Annotated in this window: 21 protein-coding genes; 13 read left to right on the top strand and 8 right to left on the bottom strand. The window is 74.7% G+C overall.

Going from position 1 to position 24109, the window contains the following annotated elements:
• The first annotated feature begins 517 nt into the window (after positions 1–517).
• On the top strand, positions 518–1405 hold the full coding sequence (locus ABD324_RS27375) for an endonuclease domain-containing protein (RefSeq protein ID WP_344423224.1): 888 nt from the start codon (positions 518–520) through the stop codon (positions 1403–1405).
• A gap of 133 nt (positions 1406–1538) precedes the next feature.
• Positions 1539–2117: a hypothetical protein gene (locus ABD324_RS27380; RefSeq protein WP_344423226.1), complete on the top strand. Its 579-nt coding sequence runs from the start codon at positions 1539–1541 to the stop codon at positions 2115–2117.
• 151 nt (positions 2118–2268) lie between these two features.
• Here ABD324_RS27380 and ABD324_RS27385 read toward each other — a convergent pair whose 3' ends face one another.
• Positions 2269–3297 (bottom strand): serine hydrolase domain-containing protein, encoded by a 1029-nt coding sequence (locus ABD324_RS27385; RefSeq protein WP_344423229.1) that lies wholly within the window; start codon positions 3295–3297, stop codon positions 2269–2271.
• A 73-nt stretch (positions 3298–3370) separates the two neighbouring features.
• Positions 3371–4999 (bottom strand): chaperonin GroEL, encoded by a 1629-nt coding sequence (gene groL / locus ABD324_RS27390; RefSeq protein ID WP_344423231.1) that lies wholly within the window; start codon positions 4997–4999, stop codon positions 3371–3373.
• 189 nt (positions 5000–5188) lie between these two features.
• On the opposite strand from groL, the gene moeA reads away from it, so the two are divergent.
• The 4 genes from moeA to ABD324_RS27410 all read left to right on the top strand — a co-directional run bounded on the left by moeA (position 5189) and on the right by ABD324_RS27410 (position 11444).
• A complete protein-coding gene (gene moeA / locus ABD324_RS27395; RefSeq protein WP_344423234.1) occupies positions 5189–6394 on the top strand; it encodes a molybdopterin molybdotransferase MoeA in 1206 nt (401 codons plus the stop codon).
• Between the two features lie 436 nt (positions 6395–6830).
• The gene (locus tag ABD324_RS27400; RefSeq protein ID WP_344423236.1) at positions 6831–7628 is read left to right on the top strand and encodes a phosphatidylserine decarboxylase; all 798 of its coding nucleotides are present in this window, start codon (positions 6831–6833) and stop codon (positions 7626–7628) included.
• Entirely contained in the window at positions 7625–8641 is a 1017-nt protein-coding gene (gene pssA, locus ABD324_RS27405) for a CDP-diacylglycerol--serine O-phosphatidyltransferase (RefSeq protein ID WP_344423239.1), read from the top strand. The genes ABD324_RS27400 and pssA overlap by 4 nt, the downstream gene beginning before the upstream one ends.
• A gap of 304 nt (positions 8642–8945) precedes the next feature.
• Positions 8946–11444, top strand: coding sequence for an AAA family ATPase (locus tag ABD324_RS27410; protein WP_344423242.1), 2499 nt, complete (start codon positions 8946–8948; stop codon positions 11442–11444).
• Between the two features lie 142 nt (positions 11445–11586).
• Here the strand turns inward: ABD324_RS27410 and ABD324_RS27415 are convergent, their stop codons facing one another.
• Both ABD324_RS27415 and ABD324_RS27420 read right to left on the bottom strand, forming a co-directional pair.
• On the bottom strand, positions 11587–12186 hold the full coding sequence (locus tag ABD324_RS27415) for a LytR C-terminal domain-containing protein (protein WP_344423245.1): 600 nt from the start codon (positions 12184–12186) through the stop codon (positions 11587–11589).
• Positions 12187–12190: 4 nt separating this feature from the next.
• Positions 12191–12499, bottom strand: coding sequence for a DUF3263 domain-containing protein (locus ABD324_RS27420; RefSeq protein WP_344423248.1), 309 nt, complete (start codon positions 12497–12499; stop codon positions 12191–12193).
• A 166-nt stretch (positions 12500–12665) separates the two neighbouring features.
• Between ABD324_RS27420 and ABD324_RS27425 the strand changes: the two genes are divergently transcribed.
• Both ABD324_RS27425 and ABD324_RS27430 read left to right on the top strand, forming a co-directional pair.
• Positions 12666–13238, top strand: coding sequence for a peptide deformylase (locus ABD324_RS27425; RefSeq protein ID WP_344423250.1), 573 nt, complete (start codon positions 12666–12668; stop codon positions 13236–13238).
• A gap of 61 nt (positions 13239–13299) precedes the next feature.
• Entirely contained in the window at positions 13300–14199 is a 900-nt protein-coding gene (locus ABD324_RS27430) for a S1C family serine protease (protein ID WP_344423252.1), read from the top strand.
• A 39-nt stretch (positions 14200–14238) separates the two neighbouring features.
• On the opposite strand, the gene ABD324_RS27435 is transcribed toward ABD324_RS27430, so the two are convergent.
• Together ABD324_RS27435 and ABD324_RS27440 are read right to left on the bottom strand one after the other, a co-directional pair.
• On the bottom strand, positions 14239–14871 hold the full coding sequence (locus ABD324_RS27435; protein ID WP_344423255.1) for a response regulator: 633 nt from the start codon (positions 14869–14871) through the stop codon (positions 14239–14241).
• Positions 14868–16028 carry a sensor histidine kinase gene (locus ABD324_RS27440; protein ID WP_344423258.1) on the bottom strand — a complete coding sequence of 387 codons (1161 nt, stop codon included), beginning with the start codon at positions 16026–16028 and terminating at the stop codon, positions 14868–14870. Before ABD324_RS27440 ends, ABD324_RS27435 begins: the two co-directional genes overlap by 4 nt.
• Positions 16029–16239: 211 nt before the next feature.
• Between ABD324_RS27440 and ABD324_RS27445 the strand changes: the two genes are divergently transcribed.
• The 4 genes from ABD324_RS27445 to ABD324_RS27460 all read left to right on the top strand — a co-directional run bounded on the left by ABD324_RS27445 (position 16240) and on the right by ABD324_RS27460 (position 21926).
• Entirely contained in the window at positions 16240–16908 is a 669-nt protein-coding gene (locus ABD324_RS27445) for an ABC transporter ATP-binding protein (RefSeq protein ID WP_344423261.1), read from the top strand.
• Positions 16905–18938, top strand: a complete 2034-nt coding sequence (locus ABD324_RS27450; protein ID WP_344423264.1) for an ABC transporter permease family protein — start codon at positions 16905–16907, stop codon at positions 18936–18938. Before ABD324_RS27445 ends, ABD324_RS27450 begins: the two co-directional genes overlap by 4 nt.
• Positions 18935–19672 (top strand): ABC transporter ATP-binding protein, encoded by a 738-nt coding sequence (locus ABD324_RS27455; RefSeq protein ID WP_344423266.1) that lies wholly within the window; start codon positions 18935–18937, stop codon positions 19670–19672. The genes ABD324_RS27450 and ABD324_RS27455 overlap by 4 nt, the downstream gene beginning before the upstream one ends.
• Positions 19673–19769: 97 nt before the next feature.
• Complete coding sequence (locus ABD324_RS27460; RefSeq protein ID WP_344423269.1) at positions 19770–21926, top strand: FtsX-like permease family protein; 2157 nt, start codon at positions 19770–19772, stop codon at positions 21924–21926.
• Positions 21927–21980: 54 nt separating this feature from the next.
• Here the strand turns inward: ABD324_RS27460 and ABD324_RS27465 are convergent, their stop codons facing one another.
• A complete protein-coding gene (locus ABD324_RS27465) occupies positions 21981–22412 on the bottom strand; it encodes a nitroreductase family deazaflavin-dependent oxidoreductase (RefSeq protein ID WP_344423271.1) in 432 nt (143 codons plus the stop codon).
• Positions 22413–22458: 46 nt separating this feature from the next.
• The gene (locus ABD324_RS27470) at positions 22459–22998 is read right to left on the bottom strand and encodes a Uma2 family endonuclease (protein ID WP_344423274.1); all 540 of its coding nucleotides are present in this window, start codon (positions 22996–22998) and stop codon (positions 22459–22461) included.
• 137 nt (positions 22999–23135) lie between these two features.
• Here ABD324_RS27470 and thiD point away from each other — a divergent pair, with 137 nt between their 5' ends.
• Positions 23136–23996: a bifunctional hydroxymethylpyrimidine kinase/phosphomethylpyrimidine kinase gene (gene thiD, locus ABD324_RS27475; RefSeq protein WP_344423277.1), complete on the top strand. Its 861-nt coding sequence runs from the start codon at positions 23136–23138 to the stop codon at positions 23994–23996.
• The last annotated feature ends 113 nt before the right edge of the window (positions 23997–24109 follow it).

Genomic DNA, 24109 nt, shown 5'->3' on the forward strand with positions numbered 1-24109 from the left:
CTCACCGTCTCGCTGCCAGCCCATCACGGCCGCTCCGGACCGGCCCACGCAGTCTCACAGTCAGCTTTGGGGCGGATGCGATGGTGGGGCAGGCAGCGTTGAGGTGGCGCTCGCGGTGGTGATCGTTCCCAGGGTGACGAGATGGTGGGGTGGATAGCGCTGGAGTCACGCTCGCGGGTGGATCGTTCCCAGGGCGAGGGGTGGATAGCGCTGGAGCCACGCTCGCTCGTGGTGATCGCTGTGAGAGTGACGCTGTGGTGGTGGGGCCGCAGTGATGTGACGCTCGTGAGCTTGTCGCGCGAGGTGTGGTTTCCGAGGGCGAGGCTCCGGACCGCATAGCGGGATGATCTTTCCGAGTGTCACGGCGCAGCTGAGCCGGTCGCGCGGGTGTCGCGGTCGGATCGATCGCGACACTCATGATCAACGCGAGTGTGACGGCGTGGTCGTGGGGTCCGCACCGGTGCGACTGCCGGATCGATCACGGAACCGCGCGGGGAGTGGGGCCGTCCCACTCGGCATGACGATCCAACCGTTCCGCGGGTCGACCGCGGTCGCCGCCGGCCGGGTCACCCGTGCGCGTCTCCGGGGACCGGCGTTCCTGCGGGTGTTCCCGGACGTGTACGTCCCGGTCGGGCCGGGCGCGGGACCGCCCGATCTGGCGCTGCGCGCCCGGGCCGCTGCGGTGGTGGTGGAGGGGCGCGGCGTCGTGGGTGGTTGGGCGGCCGCGGAGCTGCTCGGGGCATCGTGCGGGCCGCAGGATGCCGCCGTCGAGGTGGTGGTGCCCGCGGGATCGCAGCGTCCGCAGGCGGGTCTGGTGGTGCGGCGTGGCCGACTGGGCGAGGACGAGATCCTGCTGGTCGGCGGTGTCCGGACGACGTCCTTCGAGCGGACGGCCTTCGACCTCGCGTGCCGGCTGCCGGTGCGGGAGGGCGTCGTCGCCGTCGACGCACTCGCGCGTGTGGGCGGGTTCGAACCGCAGGTGCTGCTGAGGATGCGGAACCGGCACCTCGGTGCGAGGGGGAGCGCCCGGGTCCCGGAGGTCGTGGCCAGGGCGGACCGGCGCTCGGGCTCGCCCATGGAGACCCGCATCCGGTTGACGATCGCCGACGCCGGCCTGCCGCTCCCTGTGCTGCAGCACCCCGTCGGCCCGTACGAGCTCGATCTCGCGTATCCGTTGCTCCGGCTGGGTATCGAGCACAACGGCAGCGACCATCTGGTCCCCGAGCGCGCTCTGCGTGACCTCCGGCGCGAGGCGTATCTGGCGCGGCAGGGCTGGCGGATCATCCGGTTCGCCTCCGCGGACATCCTCAACCGCCCCCACACGGTCGCCGCGCGCATCCGCGGCGAGCTCGGCCGTGATCGTCACGAGAGCCACGACAGTGCTCGGCACTCCGCCACCGCGTGACCCTCGCGCGGATCACGGGAGCGGATGAGGATCAGGGGAGCGGATGACCAGTGCCCCGGAGGGCGGAATTCCGACGATCGAGTGTGGTGGCAGCACCCCTCTGCGCAGCGGTGCGGGTTCCTAGGTTGGGTTCATGACCACGGCCCCGCACGCCCCTCTCCCTCACCGGCCCGTGGGGTTCGCGGCGGCCCCGCCGATCCCCGCCTCCCGCCTCACCGGGACATCGTCCGCCGGGGCGTCTCTGCTGGTCCCCGTCTCGCGGCCCGCCGCGACCTCGCCGGCCCGGTCCGGCCCGCTCTCCGATGCGGTGCCGCTGATCCCCGCCCGGCCCGGGGTGCCCGCCTACGCGCAGGCCCAGCCCTTCCTCACCTTCCCGCAGCGCCCGCCGGTCGGGTCGGTGCGCAGGGCCCCGGTGCTTCGGACCGGCCGGTCCGGCGGCGTGCTCGCCACGCGGGTCGCGGGTCTCGTGCTCACCGCTCTGTGTGCACTGTGGCCGGTCTGGTTCGCGGTGATGGCGCTGGCCTTCGGGCTGGGGCTCGACAGCGTCGTCGGCATGGTGATCGGGGCCGTGATCGGGACCGTCGCCATCGGCTGGCCGGTCGGCTTCTGGTTCGCGACGTCCTCGGCGCGGAAGGTGTGGCCGGTGCTGATCGCGCTGGTCCCGACCTTCCTCGTGACGGCAGGGACGGTCTGGCTGCTCCTCGGCCGCTGACGGCGGCATGATCGCCGGTCGCATGCTCCCGGCCAGGTCGGCCGTGCCCGCCCGCACCGAGACGCCGATCATGACCCACCGCGCCGCATCGCACCGCACCGCACCGCGCTGAGACTCGCCGGTGCGCCGCGTGGGTCGGCGAACCCGCTGCTCAGAGTGCGTTCGCCACCGCCTGTAACTGCCTGGCGATGGTGATGTTGGCGCCGTCGTCGTCCCCCATGCGGACGGCGACGGTCCGCGTCCTGGGGGAGACGACCATGATCTGCCCGTGGTCGCCCATCGCCGCGAGATCGCCGGAGCCGTCGGGGCGCGGCAGCACCCACCAGCCGTTGCGGTAGCCGACGGCGTCGAGGCCGCCGAACGTCTCGACCGTCGGTGATCCGGACAGGCTGCGGGACGCCCACGCTCCGCCGTCGAGCACCCGCTGTCCCACCCTGGCCAGGTCGCGGGCGCTGACCACCAGCCCGCTCTCGTGGTAGGGGAAGCCGGCGGAGTCGACGCACCACGACACCGGGTCCTGCGCCCCGAGCTCCGCCCACAGCGACCGCAGCGGCCCGTCGGTCAGCAGCCCGCCGGAGAGCCGCTGGTAGGTGAGGCCGACGAGGTTGGGCGCGTAATCGTTGTACGTGAACACCCCGGGCGGCGAGGTCACCGTCGCCCGCCGGAGGACGGTCGAGGCCAGGTCGCTCGCGTAGTAGACGGCCGCCTGGTCGGTGTTGACCCACGGGTACGGCGTGTTCGGCGAGAAGGCGATGCCGGAGCGCATGTCGAGCAGGTCGCCCACGGTGATCCCCGTGAAGCGCGGGTCGACCGTCCCCAGCGAGGTGTCCAGCGGCAGTGACCGGGACGCCAGCAATGACACGAGGGTCTTCGAGATCGAGAAGGCGGCGGCCGGCCGGTCGGCCGAGCCCCACGAGCACACCAGCCGGCCGTCCTTGACGAGGACGATGCTCTGCGCGTTCGTCGTGGGCAGCGCGGGACAGCCGGAAGCACCCGCCCACGGCCGCGGGGAGACAGCCGGGACGGTGACGGACGACTTCCAGTCGACGTCGGTGATCGAGGAGTCCCGGTGCACCAGCACCCGGGTGATGTACGGGACGTCCCCGCGCCCCGCCACCAGGAGGACCAGTACGAAGACGAGCGCCACCGCCGTCGGGAAGATCCAGAGCAGCCGGCGCACGTCCGCAACCTACGGAAAAGCCGCAGGGGCGGCAGGCCGAAGCCCACCGCCCCCGCGGAGCGAACGAGAAGGACTAGAAGTCCATGCCGCCCATGCCGCCGGTCGGGTCGCCGGCCGGAGCGGCGTTCTTCTCCGGCTTGTCGGCGATGACCGCCTCGGTGGTCAGGAACAGCGCCGCGATGGACGCCGCGTTCTGCAGCGCCGAGCGGGTGACCTTGGCCGGGTCGATGATGCCGGCCTTGACCAGGTCCTTGTACTCGCCGGTGGAGGCGTCGAGGCCCTCACCCGCGGGAAGGTTGCGCACCTTCTCCGCGACGACGCCGCCCTCGAGGCCGGCGTTGATGGCGATCTGCTTGAGCGGCGCCTCGAGCGCGACCTTGACGATGTTCGCCCCGGTCGCCTCGTCGCCGTCCAGGCCGAGGCCCTCGAACAGGCCCGCACCGGCCTGGATGAGCGCGACGCCGCCACCGGCGACGATGCCCTCCTCGACGGCCGCCTTCGCGTTGCGAACGGCGTCCTCGATGCGGTGCTTGCGCTCCTTGAGCTCGACCTCGGTCGCGGCTCCGGCCTTGATGACCGCAACACCGCCGGCCAGCTTGGCCAGGCGCTCCTGCAGCTTCTCGCGGTCGTAGTCCGAGTCCGTGCGGTCGATCTCGGCGCGGATCTGGTTGACGCGGCCCGCGATCTGGTCCGCGTCGCCCGCACCGTCGACGATGGTGGTCTCGTCCTTGGTCACGACGACCTTGCGGGCCGTGCCCAGGAGCGACAGGTCGGCGGTGTCGAGCTTGAGGCCGACCTTCTCCGAGATGACCTCGCCACCGGTGAGGATGCCCATGTCGGTGAGCATGGCCTCGCGGCGGTCACCGAAGCCCGGCGCCTTGATGGCGACGGACTTGAAGGTGCCACGGATCTTGTTGACGACGAGCGTGGCCAGGGCCTCGCCCTCGACGTCCTCGGCGATGATCGCGAGGGGCTTGCCCGACTGCATGACCTTCTCCAGCAGCGGGAGCAGGTCCTTGACGGTCGCGATCTTGGACGAGACGAGGAGGATGTACGGGTCCTCGAGCTCGACCTCCATGCGCTCCGCGTCGGTCACGAAGTACGGGGAGATGTAGCCCTTGTCGAAGCGCATGCCCTCGGTGAGCTCGAGCTCCAGACCGAAGGTCTGGCTCTCCTCGACCGTGATCACGCCTTCCTTGCCGACCTTGTCCATCGCCTCGGCGATGAGCTCGCCGATCTGCTTGTCCGCAGCGGAGATGGAGGCGGTGGCCGCGATCTGCTCCTTGGTCTCGACCTCCTTGGCCGACTTCAGGAGTGCCTGCGAGACGGCCTCGACGGCCTTCTCGATGCCGCGCTTGAGACCCATCGGGTTCGCGCCGGCGGCGACGTTGCGGAGGCCCTCGCGGACCAGCGCCTGCGCCAGGACGGTCGCGGTGGTGGTGCCGTCACCCGCGATGTCGTCCGTCTTCTTGGCAACTTCCTTGACGAGCTCGGCCCCGATCTTCTCGTACGGGTCCTCGAGCTCGATCTCCTTGGCGATCGACACACCATCGTTGGTGATGGTGGGCGCGCCCCACTTCTTCTCCAGGACGACGTTGCGACCGCGCGGGCCGAGCGTCACCTTGACAGCGTCGGCGAGGGTGTTCATGCCGCGCTCGAGCCCGCGGCGCGCCTCCTCGTCGAAAGCGATCTGCTTCGCCATGGGGGTGTGGTCCTCCGAATTGGGATGACTCGTCGCTCGAACTCAGGCGCCCGCGACGGACGACCGGCAACCCTGCGCCGGTCTCACCGGGAGTTCGAACTGGCACTCACACATGGCGAGTGCCAAGCCCCGTTTTAGCACTCGGGGTAGGCGAGTGCAACCGAACGCACCCTCGTGCAGGATGGTCCGGTGCGGACTGTGGAGGAGCACCGGACCGTCGTCGCGGCGCTGCTGGGGCCGACGGCGATCGTGGAGCTGCCGCTCGCCGAGGCCAGGGGCAAGGTCCTGGCGGAGGCCGTGCGGGCGGGCGTGGACCTGCCGCCGTTCGACAACTCGGCGATGGACGGGTACGCGGTCCGGGCCGCGGACATCGAAGGAGCCCCGGTCACGCTGCCGGTGACCGCGGACATCCCGGCCGGACGCACCGACGTCCCCGTCCTGGAACCCGGCACCGCGCACCGCATCATGACCGGCGCGCCGATGCCCGCCGGCGCCGACGCCGTCGTCCAGGTGGAGCTGACCGACGGCGGCACCGAGACCGTCACCGTCTCCGAGGCCCGCGCGGCGGGCACCCACATCCGTCCCCGCGGGGAGGACGTCGTGGCCGGCGCGGTCGTGCTCGAGGCCGGAACCGTGCTGGGCGCCGCGCAGATCGGCGTCGCCGCCGCGGTCGGCCGGGGCACGCTGCCCGTGTTCCGCCCGCCGCACGTCCTCGTCCTGTCCACGGGCTCCGAGCTGGTCGGGCCGGACCGGCCGCTGCAGCCGGGGCAGATCTACGAGTCCAACGGCGCGATGCTCGCCGCCGCGGTCCGCGACGCCGGCGCCACGGCCGAGCAGCTGAGCTTCGTGCCGGACGACGTCGAGCAGTTCCGGGCCGTCCTCGCCGAGAAGGTGGACGCCGGGGTCGACCTGGTGATGACGTCCGGGGGAGTCAGTGCCGGCGCCTACGAGGTGGTCAAGGACGCGTTCACCGGCCACGGGGTCGACTTCGTGCGGGTCGGGATGCAGCCCGGCGGCCCGCAAGGTGCCGGCGTGGTCCGGCTCGGCGAGGTCGACTGCCCGGTCGTGACGCTGCCGGGCAACCCGGTGAGCTCGCTCGTCTCGTTCGAGGTGTTCGTGCGGCCGGCCCTGCTGCGCGCGATGGGGCATCCGTACCCGGACCGCCCGGTCGTCACCGCCCGCACGCGGGAGGCGCTGCGTTCCCCGGAGGGCAAGCGTCAGTTCCGGCGGGGGGTGCTCGACGCCCGCGACGGCACCGTCGGCGAGATCGGCACCCCCGCCTCGCACATGCTCGGCGCCCTGGCCCGGGCCGACTGCCTGATCGTGGTGCCGGAGGAGCGCACCGAGGTGGCGGCCGGCGAGGAACTCGACGTGTGGCTGCTGGAGGCCTTCTAGGGGGTCGGAGGAGTTCCTGTCACCCGGAAAGTGGTACGCGTCACATGCGGAGGGTGCAACACTTCTCCTCCGCCAGGCGTCTTATCAGGTGAGTGTTCGGCCGATCGGTGCAGATCATCGCGTTCTCTCAGGATTGATCTGGACGATCGGTCGGAGGCTGGGGATACTTTCCACGAGAGGTGGGTAACCACCTCTCGACGCACAGGACCTACCGCCCGTCGCTGGGGAGCGGACGAGCGGTGCCAAGGCCGGGGTCGCCGTCTCGGGGGATGGCGGCCCCGGCCCTTTGCTGTCCGTGGTGCGGTCCCTTCCTCCCGCAGGTCTCTGCACCCTCTCGTGTCCGATCCCAGTACCGTGGCGCCCGCGCCCTCCTGCCCGGCACCGGCCGGGGAGATGCCGGAGGTGGCGCCGACCGGGAAGGACCGCCCCCGCGACCATGGCCGCGAGCTCTGACCAGGACGTCCGGACCGAGAGAGCCCCGGACCCGGCCGGGTCCGTTCCGACCGGTGGCGACGGTGCACTGCTGCACGCGCTGAAGCTCGTCCGCGAGGCGGTGCCGCCGCTGCACCCCGGGGGCCGCCCGGTGATCGCCGGGGTCGCGGTCGCCGCCGGCGCGCTGCGCCTGCTCACCGGGCGGGGGACCGGCGTCGGGCTGCTGGCCACCGCCGCCACCGCCGCGTTCTTCCGCTCCCCGCACCGGGTCGCGCCGCCGCGGCCGGGCGCCGTGCTGGCCCCTGCGGACGGCACGGTCGCCCTGATCAGCGAGGTCGTGCCGCCGCCGGAGCTGGACCTGCCGCGCGAGCCGGTCACCCGGGTCAGCGTGTTCCTCTCGGTGCTCGACGTGCACGTCCAGCGGATCCCGATGCACGGCCGGATCCGCTCGGTGGAGTACCGGCCCGGCGCGTTCCTCTCCGCGGACCTGGACAAGGCCAGCGAGGACAACGAGCGCAACGCCCTGGTGCTGGAGACGCAGACCGGCCACGCCATCGGCGTCGTCCAGATCGCGGGGCTGCTCGCCCGGCGGATCCGCTGCGACGTCGCCGCGGGCGACGAGGTCGCGGCCGGGGAGACCTACGGGCTGATCCGCTTCGGGTCCCGGGTGGACACCTACCTGCCGCCCGGCGTCGCTCCCGAGGTCGCGCTGGGGCAGCGGACCATCGGCGGCGAGACCGTGCTGGCGGAGCTGAAGCCTGCGGACGCGACCACGGGCGCCGATCTCGCTGTGCCCGCATGAGCACCCGGAACACCTATCAGGCGGGGGTGCGGCTCCTCCCCAACGCGGTCACCGTCCTCGCGCTCTGCGCCGGGCTCTCGTCCGTCAACTTCGCGTTGGCCGGCCGGTTCGAGCTCTGCATCGCCGCGGTCGGCGCCGCCGCCCTGTGCGACGCCCTCGACGGCGGCCTCGCCCGCCTGCTCGACGCCAGCAGCAGGATCGGCCAGGAGCTCGACTCCCTCGCCGACCTCGTGTCCTTCGGTGTGGCGCCCGCGCTCGTCGTCTACATCTGGGCGCTGCAGGGCACCCGCGTCGGCTGGATCGTCGCGCTGATCTTCGCCGTGTGCATGGCGCTGCGGCTCGCCCGCTTCAACACCCTGATCGACGACGAGGACCAGCCGCCGTTCGCCAAGGAGTTCTTCACCGGCGTCCCGGCCCCCGCGGCCGCGCTCACCGCCGGCATCCCGCTCTACCTGTTCCTGCACTTCGGCCCGGGCTGGTGGTCCAACCCGGTGACTGTCGGGATCTGGGCGCTGGTCACCGCGGCCCTGATGGTCAGCCGCATCCCGACTCTGTCCCTGAAGACGGCCAGGGTCCGGCCCCGCTGGATCGCGCCGCTCCTCGTGCTGGTCGGGGTGGCGGCGGCGCTGCTGCTCACCGCGCCGTTCCTCGGGATGGCGGTGATCGGCGTCGGGTACCTGCTGCTGATCCCGTACACGGTGTACCGCTACAAGTGGCTGGAGCGGCATCCCGAGGCGTGGGGGGTGCCGGTGCGGGAGCGCCGGGCGGTCGCCCGCGCGGCCCGTTCGGCCCGGCGCCTGGGCCTGCGCCCGCCGCTGCGCCGCCGGGTCGCGGGCCGCGCCAGCGCGGTCGCGCGGGGGATGGGCGGGATGGTCCGCCGCCGGGGCCCCGAGGGCTCGCTCGATCCCCGCGACTCCCGGGACCCCCAGGACACGCCCCGCCCGATCCGCCCCCGCCGCCCGGGCCCCCGCCGCCCCGGCGACCCCCGCCGCCTCGGCCTCCGCCGCCGCTGACCGGCCTCCGAACCCCCCGCCCGCGAGTCGGCACCTTCGGTAGGCCGAAACACACGCTCACGACGCCCCCGACCCGCTCCTGGCCCGGGAGCAGGGCCCCGCGAGTCGGGCTGTGGGTTCCCGCGAGTCGGGCCGTGGCTCTCCGCGAGCCGGGCCGTAGGCCTTCGCGAGTCGGGCTGTGGGGTCTCCGCGAGTCGGGCATGGGTCTCCGCGAGGCGGGCCGCGGGCGGAGCCGGGCGTCCGAAACGCACGGTCCGGTCGTCCCTCCCGCCGCCCGCGGGCGGCGCGTCGATACGGTGGGGTCGTGATCACGCTGGTCGCCCGCCTGGCGACGTCCGCCGTCGACGCACGACGGGGGGTCGTGCGCCTCCATCCCGAGGTGCTCGACGCCCTCCACCTGCGTTCCTGGGACGCCGTCACCCTCACCGGGGGCCGGGTCACCACCGCGCTCGCCGTCGCCGGGGACCCCGCGGCCGCGCCCGGGCAGGCCCTGCTCGACGACGTCACGCTGTCCAACTCCGGGCTCACGGACGGCGCCGCCGTCGTCGTGGGACCGGTCGAGGTCGCGCCCGCGCGGCGGATCGTGCTCGCCGGATCCCGGCTCGTCCGCAGCTCGGTCACCCCGGCCACGGCGCGGCTCGCGCTGCTCGGCAAGGTCCTGACCTCGGGCGATGCCGTGTCCCTGCTGCCGCAGGACATCTCTCCGCCTCCGGGTGCCGACGTTCCGCGCACCCGGCAGGCCCTCGCCGCGGCGATCGGCGGGGCGTGGACGAGCGAGCTGGTCACCGTCGCCTCGGCGGATCCGCGGGGTCCCGTGTCGGTGCACCCCACGACCGTCGTCGGGTGGCTGGACGGGCCGACCACGGCGGATCCCGCGCGACCGGCCCGGGCCGCCGCCCGGCCCGTCAGCACCCCGGTGCCGGTCGCGGCGCCCGAGGAGCCCGCCGAGCCGCCGCTGCCGCTCGACGCACTGATCGGCAACACCCCCGCCGCCCGCCGGCTCATCGAGTGGCTCGAGCTGACGTTCGCGCGGCCCGAGCTGCTGGTGAAGCTGGGTGGATCACCGCGCCTCGGCGTGATCGTCTCCGGGCCGGAGGGGGTCGGGAAGGCGACGCTCGTGCGCAGCGCCGCCCACGCGGTCGACGCCGGGTGCGTCGAGCTGGCCGGGCCCGCCGCGGCCGCGCTCGAGCCCGCGTCCGCCGCGGCACGGGTCCAGGAGGCGCTGAGCGCCGCTCGTGACCGCGCCGCCGACGGGACGCCGACGGTCCTGCTGGTCACGGACGTCGACGCCCTGCTGCCCGCGGCCACCCCGCCGCCGCTCGCCACCCTGGTGATCGACTCCCTGAAGGAGGCGGTGGCGACCCCGCGGCTCGCCCTGGTCGCGACGACCGCGGCGCCGGAGGCCGTCGACCCGCGGCTGCGAGCACCCGAGCTCGCGGACCGGGAGCTCGGCCTGGCCCTGCCGGACCAGCGGGTCCGCGCCGACCTGCTGCGCCGGCTGCTGAACGGGATCCCGACGGCCGACGACGTCGACCTGGGCGAGATCGCCGCCCGCACCCCGGGGTTCGTGGTCGCCGACCTCGCCGCGGTGCGGCGGGAGGCCGCGGTGACCGCGGCGCTACGGCACCGGGCCGCGAACCCGGGCCCGGCCGCGGCGAACCCGGGCCCGGCCGCGGCCGAGCTCGGGAAGCCCGAGCCCGCGAAGTCCGAGCCCGCGAAGTCCGAGCCGGCGAAGCCTGCTCCCGCGAAGCCCGACGCCGCTGGATCCGAGACCTCGGCGCCTGCCGCCGCGCACGCCGCACCCGGTGGGCCCGGGGCCGACAGACCGCAGGCCCCCGAGACCGACACCGCGCGGTCAGGGGCGCCGCAGTCCGAGGCGCCCGGGTCCGCCCTTCCGGCTCCCGCCGAGCCCCGCATCGAGCAGGCCGACCTCCTCGGCGCCGTGGGCTCCGTCCGTCCCATCTCCCTGTCGTCCACCGGCACCCTGCAGACCGGCGGCCTCACCCTCGACCAGGTCGGCGACATGACCGAGGTCAAGCAGGCCCTCACCGAGGCGGTCCTCTGGCCGCTGCGCTACCCGGACTCCTTCGCCCGCCTCGGCGTGGACGCCCCCCGCGGCGTGCTGCTCTACGGCCCGCCCGGCGGCGGCAAGACCTTCCTGCTGCGTGCCCTGGCCGGGTCCGGGCAGCTCAACGTCTTCTCCGTGAAGGGCGCCGAGCTGCTGGACAAGTACGTCGGCGAGTCCGAGCGGGCGGTCCGGGAGCTGTTCCGCAAGGCCTCCGACGCCGCCCCCGCCCTCGTCTTCCTCGACGAGGTCGACGCCCTGGCCCCCCGCCGCGGCGGGTCCTCGGACTCGGGGGTGGCGGACCGGGTGGTCGCCGCCCTGCTCACGGAGCTCGACGGGGCCACGCCGCTGCGCGAGGTCGTGGTGGTCGGGGCGACGAACCGCCCCGAGCTGGTCGATCCGGCGCTGCTGCGCCCCGGGCGTCTCGAACGCCTGGTGTTCGTGCCCCCGCCGGACGCCGAGGCCCGCGCCGACATCCTCCGCGCGGCGGGCCGCAACACCCCGCTCGCCGACGACGTCGACCTCGACGCCCTCGCGGCGGACCTCGACGGCTACTCGGCGGCGGACTGTGCCGCCATCCTGCGGGAGGCGGCGCTGACCGCGATGCGGGAGTCGCTCGACGCCAGCGTGGTCACCGCGGCGCACCTGGAGAAGGCTCGCCGCGCGGTCCGGCCCAGCCTGGACCCGGCACAGGTCGCGGAGCTGGAGGCCTACGCGGCCCGCCGCGCCGAGGGCTGACCGGCTCGCCGCGCGGACCCCTACCGGGATGTGTATCTCGGCCTACCGAAAGTGCCGACTCGCGGGGTGGGGTGGGAGACCGGAAAGCCCGACGGCGCGCCCCGGGAAGCGGGGCGCGCCGTCGCTGGGGAGCGGACCGGGCCTAGTGGCGCTGGTAGTCCTTCGTGACGATCACGATCAGCCCGGGGCTGGCGTCCTCGATGCCCTGGAAGCGCGGTTCGGACTTGAGGCCGTAGGCCGAGGCGAGGCGCTCCGCGGAGGCCTGCTCCGAGGTGCCCGGGCGGTAGTAGACCGTGCTGGTCGGGATGGTGCCGTAGGGGTAGCCGGTGGTGTCCGTGACGGTCCAGCCGCCCCGCCGGAAGTCCGCTGCGGCGTCCGCGGCGAGCCCCTGGATGGTGCTGTTGTTGTAGACCCGCAGCGGCAGCACGGGCGCTTCGGCCTGGGTGACCGGCTCCACCGGGGCGACGGGCGCGACGGTCGTGGTGACCGGTGCCGGCGCGGTGGTGGTGAACGAGGGCAGCGGCACGGCGTTGGTGTCCGGCGCCGCGCTGGTGACCGCGGGCGGGGCCACGGCAGAGGCGGAGGCCGCGGCCGAGGACTCGGGGCCCGCGGCCGAGGAGCTCGATCCGGAGCCCCCGCCCGTCCCCAGCGTGACCAGGCCGATCACCGCGGCGACCACCGCGACGCCGACCAGCGCGATGCCGCCGATCTTGAGCGGCGACGGTCCGGTGGGTGCGGTCACGGGTTCACCACGGCTCCATGCCGAGCCGGCGCGCGGCCCGGGTGCGCTGGCGGCTGGCCCGCAGCCGGCGCAGGCGCCTGACGAGCAGGGGATCGGCGGCGAGCGCCTCGGGGCTGTCCACCAGCGCGTTGAGCACCTGGTAGTACCGGGTGGCCGACATGGCGAAGAGCTCCCGGATGGCCTGCTCCTTGGCCCCCTGGTACTTCCACCACTGACCCTCGAACGCGAGGATCTCCCGCTCCCGCCGGTCGAGCTCGCGGGCGGGCGCGCCGGCGAGGCCGGTCGTCCCGCTGGGTTCCGTGGCGGACTCCATCACGCTCCCTCGATCCGGGCTGTGACACCTCGACGAATGACACAGCTGTCATTCGCGGCGCCATTCAACCACGATGGACCGACGGGAAAGGGCCTGACTCGCCACCCACGCGCGTGAATCGCGCCGAGCGGATCGGGCCACGACGAGCGGTCGCTAGGGTCGTCGCGTGGCCGTCCGTCCCATCGTCATCATCGGCGATCCCGTCCTGCACACCCCGACCCGCCCCGTCGAGACGTTCGACGACGAGCTGCGCGCCCTGGTCGCGGACATGTTCGACACCATGGCCGCCGCCGAGGGGGTCGGGCTCGCCGCCAACCAGGTGGGCGTCGACCTGCGGATCTTCGTCTACAACTGCCCGGACGAGGTGTCGCGCACGATGCGCCGCGGGGTCGTCGCGAACCCCGTCCTGGAGACCTCGGGGACACCGGAGGGCATGCCCGATCCCGAGGACGACGACGAGGGCTGCCTCTCGGTCCCCGGCGAGGCCTTCCCCACGGGCCGGGCGGACTGGGCCAAGGTCACCGGGCAGGACGAGAACGGCGAGCCCGTGGAGGCCGAGGGCACCGGCTTCTTCGCCCGCTGCCTGCAGCACGAGACGGACCACCTGGACGGCGTGATCTACGTCGACCGGCTCGTCGGCCGGCACAAGCGCGCCGCGCGCAAGACGCTGCGCAAGCTCGGCTGGGGCGAGCCCGGCAACACCTGGGACCCCGCCACCCAGAAGGCCGAGGACGTCTGAGGAACACGCCGCGCCGCTGAACCGTTGAGCTTCCTGCAACGCTGTAATCAGGAGGCTCGCCATGGAGGAGCTCGACGCCTACTCCCGCACGGTCAGCGCGGTCGCGGCGGAGCTGCGGCCCAAGGTCGCGGCGGTCCGGTTCGGCCGCGGCTCGGGGTCCGCGGTCGTCGTCGCGCCGGGTGAGCTGATCACCAACGCGCACGTGGTCGGCCGGTCCCAGGACGGCCGGGCCGCGTTCGGCGACGGCACCGAGGTCGCCGTCCGGGTCGCCGGCGCGGACCCGCTGAGCGATCTCGCGCTCCTGCGCACGTCCGACGACCTCCCCGAGCCGGTGCGGCTCGGCAACGCGGACGCTCTCGTCGTCGGCCAGCTGGTCGTGGCCGTGGGCAACCCGCTCGGCCTCGCGGGATCGGTGACGGCCGGGGTCGTCAGCGCCCTGGGCCGCGCGCTCCCGACCCGCGACGGCAGCGCGGGGCGCGTGGTCGAGGACGTCATCCAGACCGACGCCGCCCTCAACCCGGGCAACTCCGGCGGCGCCCTCGCGGACTCGCACGCCCGCGTCGTCGGGATCAACACCGCGGTCGCCGGCACCGGCCTCGGCCTGGCGGTCCCGATCAACGCGACCACCCTCCGGATCGTCGAGGCGCTCCGCCGCGACGGCCGGGTGCGGCGCGCCTACCTGGGCGTGGTCGGCGCCCCCGCGCCCGTCCCGGCGTCGGTGGCCGACCGCTACGGCCGCCGCAACGGCCTCCGCCTCGCGGAGGTGGTCTCCGGCAGCCCGGCGGAGGAGGCGGGCCTGCGCCGCGGCGACCTGGTCCTCGACGTCGGCCGCGTCCCGGTCGAGGACGCCCAGGGAATCCAGCGCCAGCTCTTCGCCGACGCGATCGGCGTGCCGCTCCCGGTCACGGTCCTGCGCAACGGCGCCATGGTCGACGTCGTCGCCGTCCCCACCGCCCTGTGAGTGGCAATAGTCGCCATAGCGACCATTGCCACTCACGGCTCAGCTGACCAGGCCGTTCTCCCACGCCCACGCCGCGATCTCCACACGGTTGCGGGCGGAGATCTTGGCCTGGACGTTGCCCAGGTGGGTCTTGACGGTGGAGAGCGAGACGAACAGCTCCGCGGCGATCTCGTTGTTGGTGCGGCCCCGCGCGACCGCCCGCACGACGTCGAGCTCCCGCGGCGACAACGGGTCCGCGAGCGCGACGGGCGCGGGCTCGGTCAGTCGCTCCAGCAGCCGCACCGTGACCGAGGGCGAGACCAGCGCGTCCCCGGCCGCTGCCGCCTTGACCGCCTCCACCAGCAGCCGCGGCCCGGCGTCCTTCAGCAGGAACCCGCAGGCCCCGGCCCGCAGCGCCCCGTAGACGTACTCGTCGAGATCGAACGTGGTCACGACGACGACCCGCGGTGGCGCCGGGTCCGCCATCAGCAGCCGGGTGGCCTCGAGGCCGTCGAGCTCGGGCATGCGGATGTCCATCAGCACGACGTCCGGCTTCAGCTCACGGGCCCGCGCGACGGCGTCGACCCCGGTCCCGGCCTCGCCGACCACCTCGATGCCGGGCTCGTTGCCGAGGATCAGCCGGAAGCCCGTCCGCACCATCTCCTGGTCGTCCGCCAGCACCACCGTGATCATCGGATCGGCAGCCGCGCGCTCACGGACCAGGTCCCGGGGCCGGCCGGCCCCGCCAGCAACGTCCCGTCGAGCGCCGCGACCCGCTCGGCCATCCCCACCAGGCCGAAGCCGCCCGGGCCGCCGGGCGTCTCGCGCCGAGCCCGCACGCCGTCGTTGCGCACCCCCACCTGCAGCTCCTCCGCCCGCATCCGGATCTCGATCTCGACGGCCGACGCCTCGGGCGCGTGCCGCCGCACGTTGGTCAGAGCCTCCTGCACCACCCGGAACCCGGTGGCGGCGACCCCAGCGGGCAGCACGGCGTGCTCGAAGCCGGGATCGGCGCGCAGCCGCACGAGCTCGCCGGCCGGGTCGAACAGCGACACCAGCTCGGGGATCCCGCCGAGCTCGGCGCCCGGCGTCCGCGCCCCGTCGGAGGAGGAGCCGCGCAGCACCCCGACCATCTGCCGCATCGCCGTCAGCGCGTCCGTGCCGGCGCGTTCGATCGCCTCCAGGGCCCGGTCCACCTCGTCCGGCGCGGTCCGCGCGACCACGGACGCGGCCTGCGCGGCGACCACGATCCCCGTGACCTGGTGGGCCACGACGTCGTGCAGCTCGCGGGCCAGCTCCATCCGTTCGGCGGTGCGGGCGTCGTCGACCTGCGTGCGGCGGCGGGCCTCGGCGGCCCGCCAGACCAGGCCGACCGCCACCGTCCCGCCCCAGCCCATCGCGGAGAGCACGGAGTAGGCGTCGGTCGTGCTGCCGATCGGGATCCGCAGCAGCGGCGATCCGACGATCGGCACCAGCGCGGCCGCGACCAGCAGCAACGCCTGTTTGTCCGCCGCCTTCCGCAGCGCCGCGACGGTGACGACGGCCAGCGCGAGCTGCTCGGCGAACGACATCGCCGGCACGCTCGCGATCCGCGACAGCACGGTCAGCGTCACGGACGCGCCGAAGGCCAGCCAGGCGACCTGCTCGGCGGTGATCCCGGGCCGGCGGCGCAGCAGCACGATCCCGGCGACGACCATCCCGGCGGCCGGCGTGGCCACGTGCTGCACGGCGAACGACTCGCGGAAGATCATCGCGGAGGCCTGTAGGCAGTCCACGAGCAGCCAGAACACGTACGCGAGCAGCTCCACGGCCAGCCCCGCGTGCCGGGTGGGTCGCAGCGGCCGGGTCACGGGCCCAGGGTAGGCCGGGTGGCCGAGGGTCCCGCCTCGGCCGAAAGTACGAGGGCAACCGGTCCTTCGCCCGAGGTGCGCGCGGCCCGCACCGGGAGATCGTTCCGGTCATGGACGTCGTGCTGACCGGTGTGTGGGTTCTCGGGCTGCTGGTGCTGGCCCTGATGGCGGGGCTGCCGCTGCTGCAGGCGCTCGGGGAGCGCCGGCGGTGATGCTGCGGGGCACCGGCGTCACCAAGCGGTTCGGGCCGACCACCGTGCTGTCCGATGTGGACGTCGAGGTGGCACCGGGGGAGACCCTGGCCGTGACCGGGCCCTCGGGGTCGGGCAAGTCGACGCTGCTGCACTGCCTGGCCGGGATCCTCGTGCCGGACGACGGCGAGGTGTGGCTCGGCGCGGAACGGATCGACCGGCTCTCCGACGCCCGCCGCACCGACGTGCGCCGGCAGCGGTTCGGCTTCGTGTTCCAGTTCGGACAGCTGCTGCCCGAGCTGCCCGCGATCGAGAACGTCGCGCTGCCGCTGATGCTCGGCGGGATGCGCCGGCGCCAGGCCCTGGAACGGGCGGCCTCCTGGTTCCCCGCGCTGGGGATCGACGGGTTCCAGACCCGCCGGCCCGGCCAGCTGTCCGGCGGCCAGGAGCAGCGCGTCGCGATCGCCCGCGCCCTGGTCACCGCCCCGGCCGTCGTGTTCGCGGACGAGCCGACCGGCGCGCTGGACTCCGACACCGGCGCGCACGTCATGGACCTGCTCTGCGGGCTCGCCGTGCGGACCGGTACCGCGCTGGTCGTGGTCACCCACGATCCGGAGGTGGCGGCGCGGTGCCACCGCACGGTGGTCCTGCGCGACGGGGTCCTGCGCGACGGGTGCGTCCCGGCGTGACCGCGCTGTCCATGACGTCGCTGTCCCTCCGCCTACTCCGCCTCGGCGGGCCCCGGGCCTGGACGACGGCGGGTCTGGTCGGCGCGGGTGTGGCGGTGGCGAGTGCGCTGCTGGCCGTGGCCCTCGGCGCCCTCCACGGCCTCGACTCGCGCGAGGCGCGGACGGGCTGGCGGACGCCGGCCGCCGCGGCCCCCGGCGAACCAGTGATCGCGCAGGTGCGCACACGGGTGGACCACGCGGCCGGGAAGCCGATCACCCAGGTCGACGTGGTCGCGCCCGGACCCGCAGCGCCCGGTCCTGCCACCCCCGGCCCTGCGGTGCCCGGGGCCACCGGGCCCGGTCCGGCCACCCCGGTCCCGTCCGGCGGGACCACCGCCCCACCCGGCCTCCCGCGCCTCCCCGCCCCGGGCGAGCTCTGGGTCTCCCCGGCCCTCGCCGCCCTGCTGCGCGAGCTCGCCCCCGACGCCCTCGCGAACCGCTATCCCGGCCCACCGACCGGCCTGATCGGCGACGCCGGCCTCCGTTTCCCCGACGAGCTGGTGGTCGTGATCGGCCGCCCCGCCGGCGATCCCGTGCTCACCGCGCCGGGCGACTCACGGGTCGTCCCGGTCGCGTCCTTCGCCCGCACCACGGTCCCGGCCGAGGACGAGGGCTACCGCCAGCTCACGATCGTCGCGGTCGCCCTGGTGGCGTTCCCGATCGCCGGGCTGCTGGGGGCGTCGGCGCGGCTGACCGCCACCCGTCGCGGCGAGCGCCTGGCGACCCTCCGACTGCTCGGCGCCTCCACCCGCCAGATCACGGTCGTCGCCGTGGCCGAGACGACCGTGATCGCCACCGCCGCGGCGATCACGGGATTCCTGCTCGAGGCCCTGGTATCCCCGCTGGTGGCGCGGATCCCGCTGGCCGGCGGGGGATGGTTCGCCGCCGACGTCCGCCCGTCCGTCCTCGTGTCGGTGGGCGCGGTGGTGGCGGTCGGCCTGCTCGCGACGGCCTCGGCGGTCGGCGGGCTGCGCCGGGTGGTGGTCTCGCCCCTCGGGGTGGCGCGCCGCCAGCAGGCCCGGGGCGTCCGGCTGGTGCGCCTGCTCGGCGTGGTCGCCGCGCTCGTGGTGTTCGCGATCGGCAACTCCGCCCTGCGGGTGGTCGACGTCGAGGCCGCCGGGCTGGTCATGGCCGCGGTGGTGCTCGCGCTCTTCGGCGCGGTCGTCCTCGTCGGACCCCTGGTGGTGCGCGGGGTCGGCGGCTGGCTCGGCCGCCGCGAGTCCGTACCGGCCCTGCTCGCGGGCCGCCGCCTGCAGGACGATCCCCGCGCCGCGTTCCGCCCCCTGGCCGGCGTGACCCTCGCGATCTTCGTCGCCGGCTTCCTCGCGCCCCTGAGCGCGACGGCCTGGGGTGCGACCCAGCGCGACGACCACACGCTGCACGTCCGCGCCGGCACCCCGGACCAGGCGACGACGCTGCTCGCCCGCGCGGGGATCGGCGCCGATGTGCGCCCGGCCGCCGGGGAGCGGTCCTCAGGTGTCGACGTCCGGCCGGTCGACCCGGCCGAGCTCGACCGCGCCCGGACCCTGCTGGCCCCGCTCGCCCCCGGCACCCTCGTCCAGACCGACGCCGAGGCGAGCGGGCAGAACGCCGTGCTCCTCGACGACCTCCGGCGGGGGGTGCTCGTCGTGCTCGTCGCGACCTTCCTCGTGGCCGCCACCGCCACCGGCACCGCCGCGGCGGCCCGTGTGCTCGACCACCGCCACACCCTGCGGCTGCTCCGCCTCGCCGGCACGCCGGTCCGGGTGCTGGAGCAGGCCCGGATGCGCGAGACCGCCGCTCCGCTGCTGGTCAACGGCGCGATCGCGCTCGCGTTCGGGCTGCTCTGCGCGTCCCCGTTCACGGCCGCCACCGGAGTGCTCGCCCCGTCCGGCCTGATCGTCCTCGGCTCGGTGCTGCTCGCGGGCACCGCCGCCGTCCTCGCCGCGACGGCCGCCAGCCGGCCGCTGCTGCGCTCCCTCACCCGCGAAGACCAGGAGAGATCACTATGAGTCCGGCAGCCACCGCCGTCGACCTCGTCAGGACCTACGGACGGTGGGACGCCGCGGTCCGCGCGCTCGACGGCGTCAGCCTCGAGATCCCGACGGGCCGGTTCACGGCGATCATGGGCCCGTCCGGTTCGGGCAAGTCGACCCTGCTGCACCTGCTCGCGGGCCTCGACGTCCCGACGAGCGGGCGGGTCCTGCTGGGCGACACCGACCTCGGTGCCCTCCCGGACGCCGCGCTGACCCGGGTCCGGCGCGACCGGCTCGGGTTCGTCTTCCAGGCGTTCAACCTGCTGCCGCAGCTCACGGCCGCGCAGAACATCGACCTGCCCGCCCGGCTCGCGGGCCGGCGCCCCGATCCGGCCTGGCGCACCGCGCTCGTCGGGCTCCTGGGCATCGCGGACCGGCTGGAGCACCGGCCGTCGCAGCTCTCCGGGGGCCAGCAGCAGCGGGTCGCCGTGGCCAGGGCGCTGCTGGGCCGACCCGAGATCGTCTTCGCGGACGAGCCGACCGGCAACCTCGACACGACCTCCGGTCACGAGCTGCTCGGCCTGCTCACCCGCTCGGTCCACGAGCTGGGGCGGACGGTCGTGATGGTCACCCACGACGCGGTCGCCGCCTCCTTCGCCGACCAGGTCCTGCTGCTCCGCGACGGCCGTCCCGCCGGATCCCTCGTCGACCCGACCCCGGACACGGTGCTCGCCGCGCTGCGCGACCTGACCGCGGGCGTGCCGGCATGACCACCCGGCCCCCGACTCCGTCGATGTCCGTCCCGCCGATCGGGCCGGACCCCTCGGCCCCTGCGGTCCGCTCGTCCACCCGCCCGGAGAACTCGCCGTGAACCCCGCCACCGGATCCCTGCTGGCCGAGACCCGCCGCACCCCCGGCCGCGTCGTCCTCACCGGACTCGCGATCCTGATCGCCACCACCTTCGCCGCCGGCACCCTCCTGCTCACCGACGCCCTGCGCACCGAGTTGACCCGCGACGCCGTCCGCACCCCGGAGGCCGCCGCCTTCGTCGTGCGCGGGCCCGCCGACCTCGCCCGGATCCGCGCGACCCCGGGCGTGACCGACGCGGTGGAGGTCCGCTCGGCCTTCCTCTCCGTCCGTGGCCAGGGCACGTGGTCGCTCGAGTCCGATCCCCTGACGGGCCCGCTCACCCGCCTGCCCGCCCTCGCCGCGGGCCGCCTCCCGACCGGCCCGGGGGAGGCCCTGCTCGGTGCCGCGACGGCGCAGCGCACCCATCTCGCGCCGGGTGCCCGGCTGACGATCGGGGAGCGCTCCGTGACGGTCACCGGCATCGCCACGCTCCCGGGCGAGGGCCAGAACACCCTGGTCACGACGCCGGACCTGCTCGCCGCGCTCGGCGGCGAGCTCGACCAGGTCGACGTCGCCGGCACCCCCGATCCCGCCGCCCTCACCGGGCCGGGCCTCACCGTCCGCACCGGCGCCGCGCAGCGCACCGACGAGGCCGAAGGCGCCTCCGCCACCGTCACCGCGGTGCTCGCGGGGGTGTCGGTGTTCGTCGGGCTCGCGCTCGTCGCGGCGGTGGTCGTGGTCGCGTCGACGTTCCGGATCGTGCTGAGCCGCAGGCGGACCCAGCTCGCGCTGCTCCGCTGCGTGGGCGCGACGCGGGCTCAGGTGACGCGGGCGGTGCTCGCCGAGGCCGCCGTGACCGGGCTGGTCGCGGGGGTCGGTGGGGTCGCGCTCGCCACCGGGCTGGGGGCGGTCCTCACCGCGGTGATCCCGAACGCGCCGGCGCTGGTGATCCCGTGGGCCGCGTTCGCCGGCTGTGTCGCGCTGGCCGTCGTCGCCACGCTCGCCGCGGCGGCGATCCCGGCGATCGCCGCCGGGCGGATCCCGCCCGTGGCGGCGCTCGGGACGGCCGGTGCGGCCGACGCGGGTCCGCCCCGGAAGGCGCCCCGGATCGTGCTGGCAAGCCTGTTCGCGCTGGTCGCGGGCGGTGGCGGGGTGCTCGGTGCCCGCATCGGCGGCGATCCCGTCGTCGGGATCGCCCTGGTCGCGGTCTCCGGCCTGGCCGCGTTCGCGGCGCTGATCGCGCTCGGCCCGCTGATCGTCGGGCTGCTCGCCCGCACGCTCGGCAGGCTCGGGAACCTCTCCGCGGCGGGCCGGATGGCCGTCGCCAACGCCCGTCAGGTCCCGCGCCGCACGGCCGCGACGATCACCGTCCTCGCCCTGGGCGTCGGCCTGACGTCCGCCCTGCTCGTCGGCATCGCGGGCGTCTCGGCCGAGGCGGACCGGTCGATCGCGGAACACTTCCCGAGCGCGGTCGTGGTGCAGGGCGCGGACGCCGCCGCGGCGGCCCGCCTGGCCGCCGATCCCACCCTCCTGGTGCGCCCCGGCGCGGGCCGGGCCGACTCGCCGCCGGGGCAGGGCACGAACGGGACGACACCGGACCAGGCCGCGCCGGGCACGACCGCGCCGGACGGGACCGCGCCGGACCGGGTCCTCGTCGACCCCGCCCCCGGCACCGGCGACCAGGCCCTGCGCGTGGCCGTCGACCGGGCCCTCGGCCCGGACACCGGCGCGCTGGTCACCTACACCGCCGACCTCCGCGACCAGGTCCGCAACGCCCTGGACGTCTCCCGCGCGGTCGGCTTCGGCCTGGTCGGGATGACGCTGCTCGTCGCGGTCGTCGGCGTCGGGGTCACGCTCGCGCTCTCGGTGGCCGAGCGGACCCGCGAGACCGGCCTGCTCCGGGCCGTCGGGCTCACCCGCGGGGGAGTCCGGGCGATGGTCGGCGCGGAGGCTGCCTTCGCGGGTGCCGCGGCGGCCGTGCTGGGCGCGGTGATCGGCGGCGGCTACGGCCTGCTCGCCCTGGCCGCGATGGACCTGCGCACCACCCCGCCGATCCCGTGGCCGGAGCTCGCGGCCCTCCTGGTCGACGTCGTCGTGGTCGCGGCGCTGGCGGCGGTGATCCCCGCCGCCCGCGCTGCGAGGACCCCGCCGACCGCGGCGCTAGCCGAGCTGTAACCGCAGGTCAGCAGGGGTCGTGAGGAGTGGTGCCCCTCCAGGGGGCACCACCGCTCACAGGGGGTCGAGGACGAAGACCGGGATCTGGCGGTCGGTCTTGGTCTGGTACTCCGCGTAGGGCGGGTAGGCCTCGACGGCCCGTTCCCACCAGTCCGAGCGTTCCTGGCCGGACACCTCGCGGGCGCGGTAGGTCTTCGTCTCCGTGCCGTCCTGCAGCGCGAACTCCGGGTGCGCCACGATGTTGTGGTACCAGACCGGGTGCTCGGGCGCCCCACCCTTGGACGCGACGGCGGCGTAGGAGCCGTCGTGCTCCACCCGCATCAGGGGCGTGTACCGCAGCTTGCCGGACTTCGCGCCGCGCAGCGTCAGCAGCACGATCGGCTTGCCGAGTACCTCGATGCCCTCGGTCGTCCCCGTCTCGAGGATCTTCTCGGTCTGTCCGCGGACCCAGCCCTCGGGGCTGAGCTCCGCCTTCTCGTCGGCCATGACCCCAGTGAACCCGCTCGGCGCGGGTTCCATTCCTCGCCGCCGGTCAGAGGAGCCGATCGAGGTCGATCTCCGCGACGAACGGCTCGGTGACGGCGACGACCCCGGCCGCCGGCCCGGCGTCCACGTACCCGAACTCCCCGCCCAGGTGGCACGCGGTCAGCGTGACTCGTTCCTCGAGGTCGACGATCCAGTAGTGCGGGATCCCCGCGTCGGCGTACTCGGAGCGCTTGGCGACGTGGTCGGTGCGCACGCTCCCCGGTGACGCGATCTCGACCGCCAGCACGACGTCCCGGGCGCGGAGCAGCTCGTTCTCCCGCTCTGCCCGCTCGTACGCGGCGGTGGTGACGACCGCGAGATCCGGCCTGCGCACGGTCCCGGGGCCCTCCGGTTCGACCAACTGCAGGTCGACGTCGATGTCCGGGATCACGACGAGCTCCGCCGGCAGCACCGAGTCGAGGTACGAGCCCAGGATCATGGTCGCCCGCCCGTGCCGGGGTCGCGGGCTCGCCGCCATCACGAGATTGCCCTCCACCAGCTCGACGTATCCGGAGTCGGGCTCCCCCAGCGCACGAAAGTCGGACACCGTGAACGAACGGACCGGCCACCCGCCAACGGACAACGCCTCTGCGGTCATCGGACCTCCCCTCCTGCAACGGAGTCTCCCACGCACCCCCGGCAGTTCGTGGGAGAACGCCGGACCCCACCGGCTACCGTCGTCCCATGCCCGAGCCCACCGTCGGCACCACCCCGCCCCGCGTCATGACGATCGCGGGGACCGACTCCGGCGGCGGCGCCGGCATCGCCGCGGACCTGCGCACCTTCGCCGCCTGCGGCGTCCACGGCTGCCTCGCGGTGTGTGCGGTGACGGTGCAGAACTCGCTCGGCGTCACCGGCGTCCACACCATCCCGCCGGAGACCGTCGCGGCGCAGATCGCCTCCGTCGCGGGGGACATCGGGCTGCAGGCGGCCAAGACCGGCATGCTGGCCGGCGCGGAGATCATCGAGGCCGTCGCGGAGGCCTGCGACGCCGCCGGGATCGGCGCCGACCGGCCCACGCCGTTCGTCGTCGATCCGGTGGCCGCCTCCATGCACGGCGACAAGCTGCTCGCGGACTCCGCGCTCGACGCCTTCCGCGACCTCCTGTTCCCCCGCGCCACCCTCGTCACCCCGAACCTCGACGAGGTGCGCCTGCTGCTGGGCATCGACGTCCACGACCGGGACGGCCAGTACGAGGCCGCGAAGGTCCTCCACGCCCTGGGCCCCCGGTACGTGCTGATCAAGGGCGGACACCTGGCGGAGGACACCGAGGTCTGCGTCGACCTGCTGTACGACGGCCACACCGTCGTCGAGCTGCCCGGCCCCCGCTTCGCCACCGGCCACACCCACGGCGGCGGCGACTCCCTCGCATCGGCCATCAGCTCGGGCCTCGCCCGCGGGCTCGCGATGCCCGAGGCGGTCGCCTTCGGCAAGCGCTACATCGTCGAGGCGGTCCGCCACGCCTACCCACTCGGACAGGGCCACGGACCCGTCTCACCGCTGTGGGCCATCCGACCCTGGTGGGACGCTGATCCGTCCGAGTGATGCCGTCGCGCGATCGAACCGCAGCTGCGGCGGTATCGGCGACAACCCTCCGCACCAGCGGTGATGCCCGGAACTGAGGTTCGCCTTACCGCCGGCGTGACGGCCTGCCGAGG

It is taken from the genome of Pseudonocardia ailaonensis, from assembly GCF_039531635.1.
GTDB classification, from domain to species: Bacteria; Actinomycetota; Actinomycetes; order Mycobacteriales; family Pseudonocardiaceae; genus Pseudonocardia; species Pseudonocardia ailaonensis.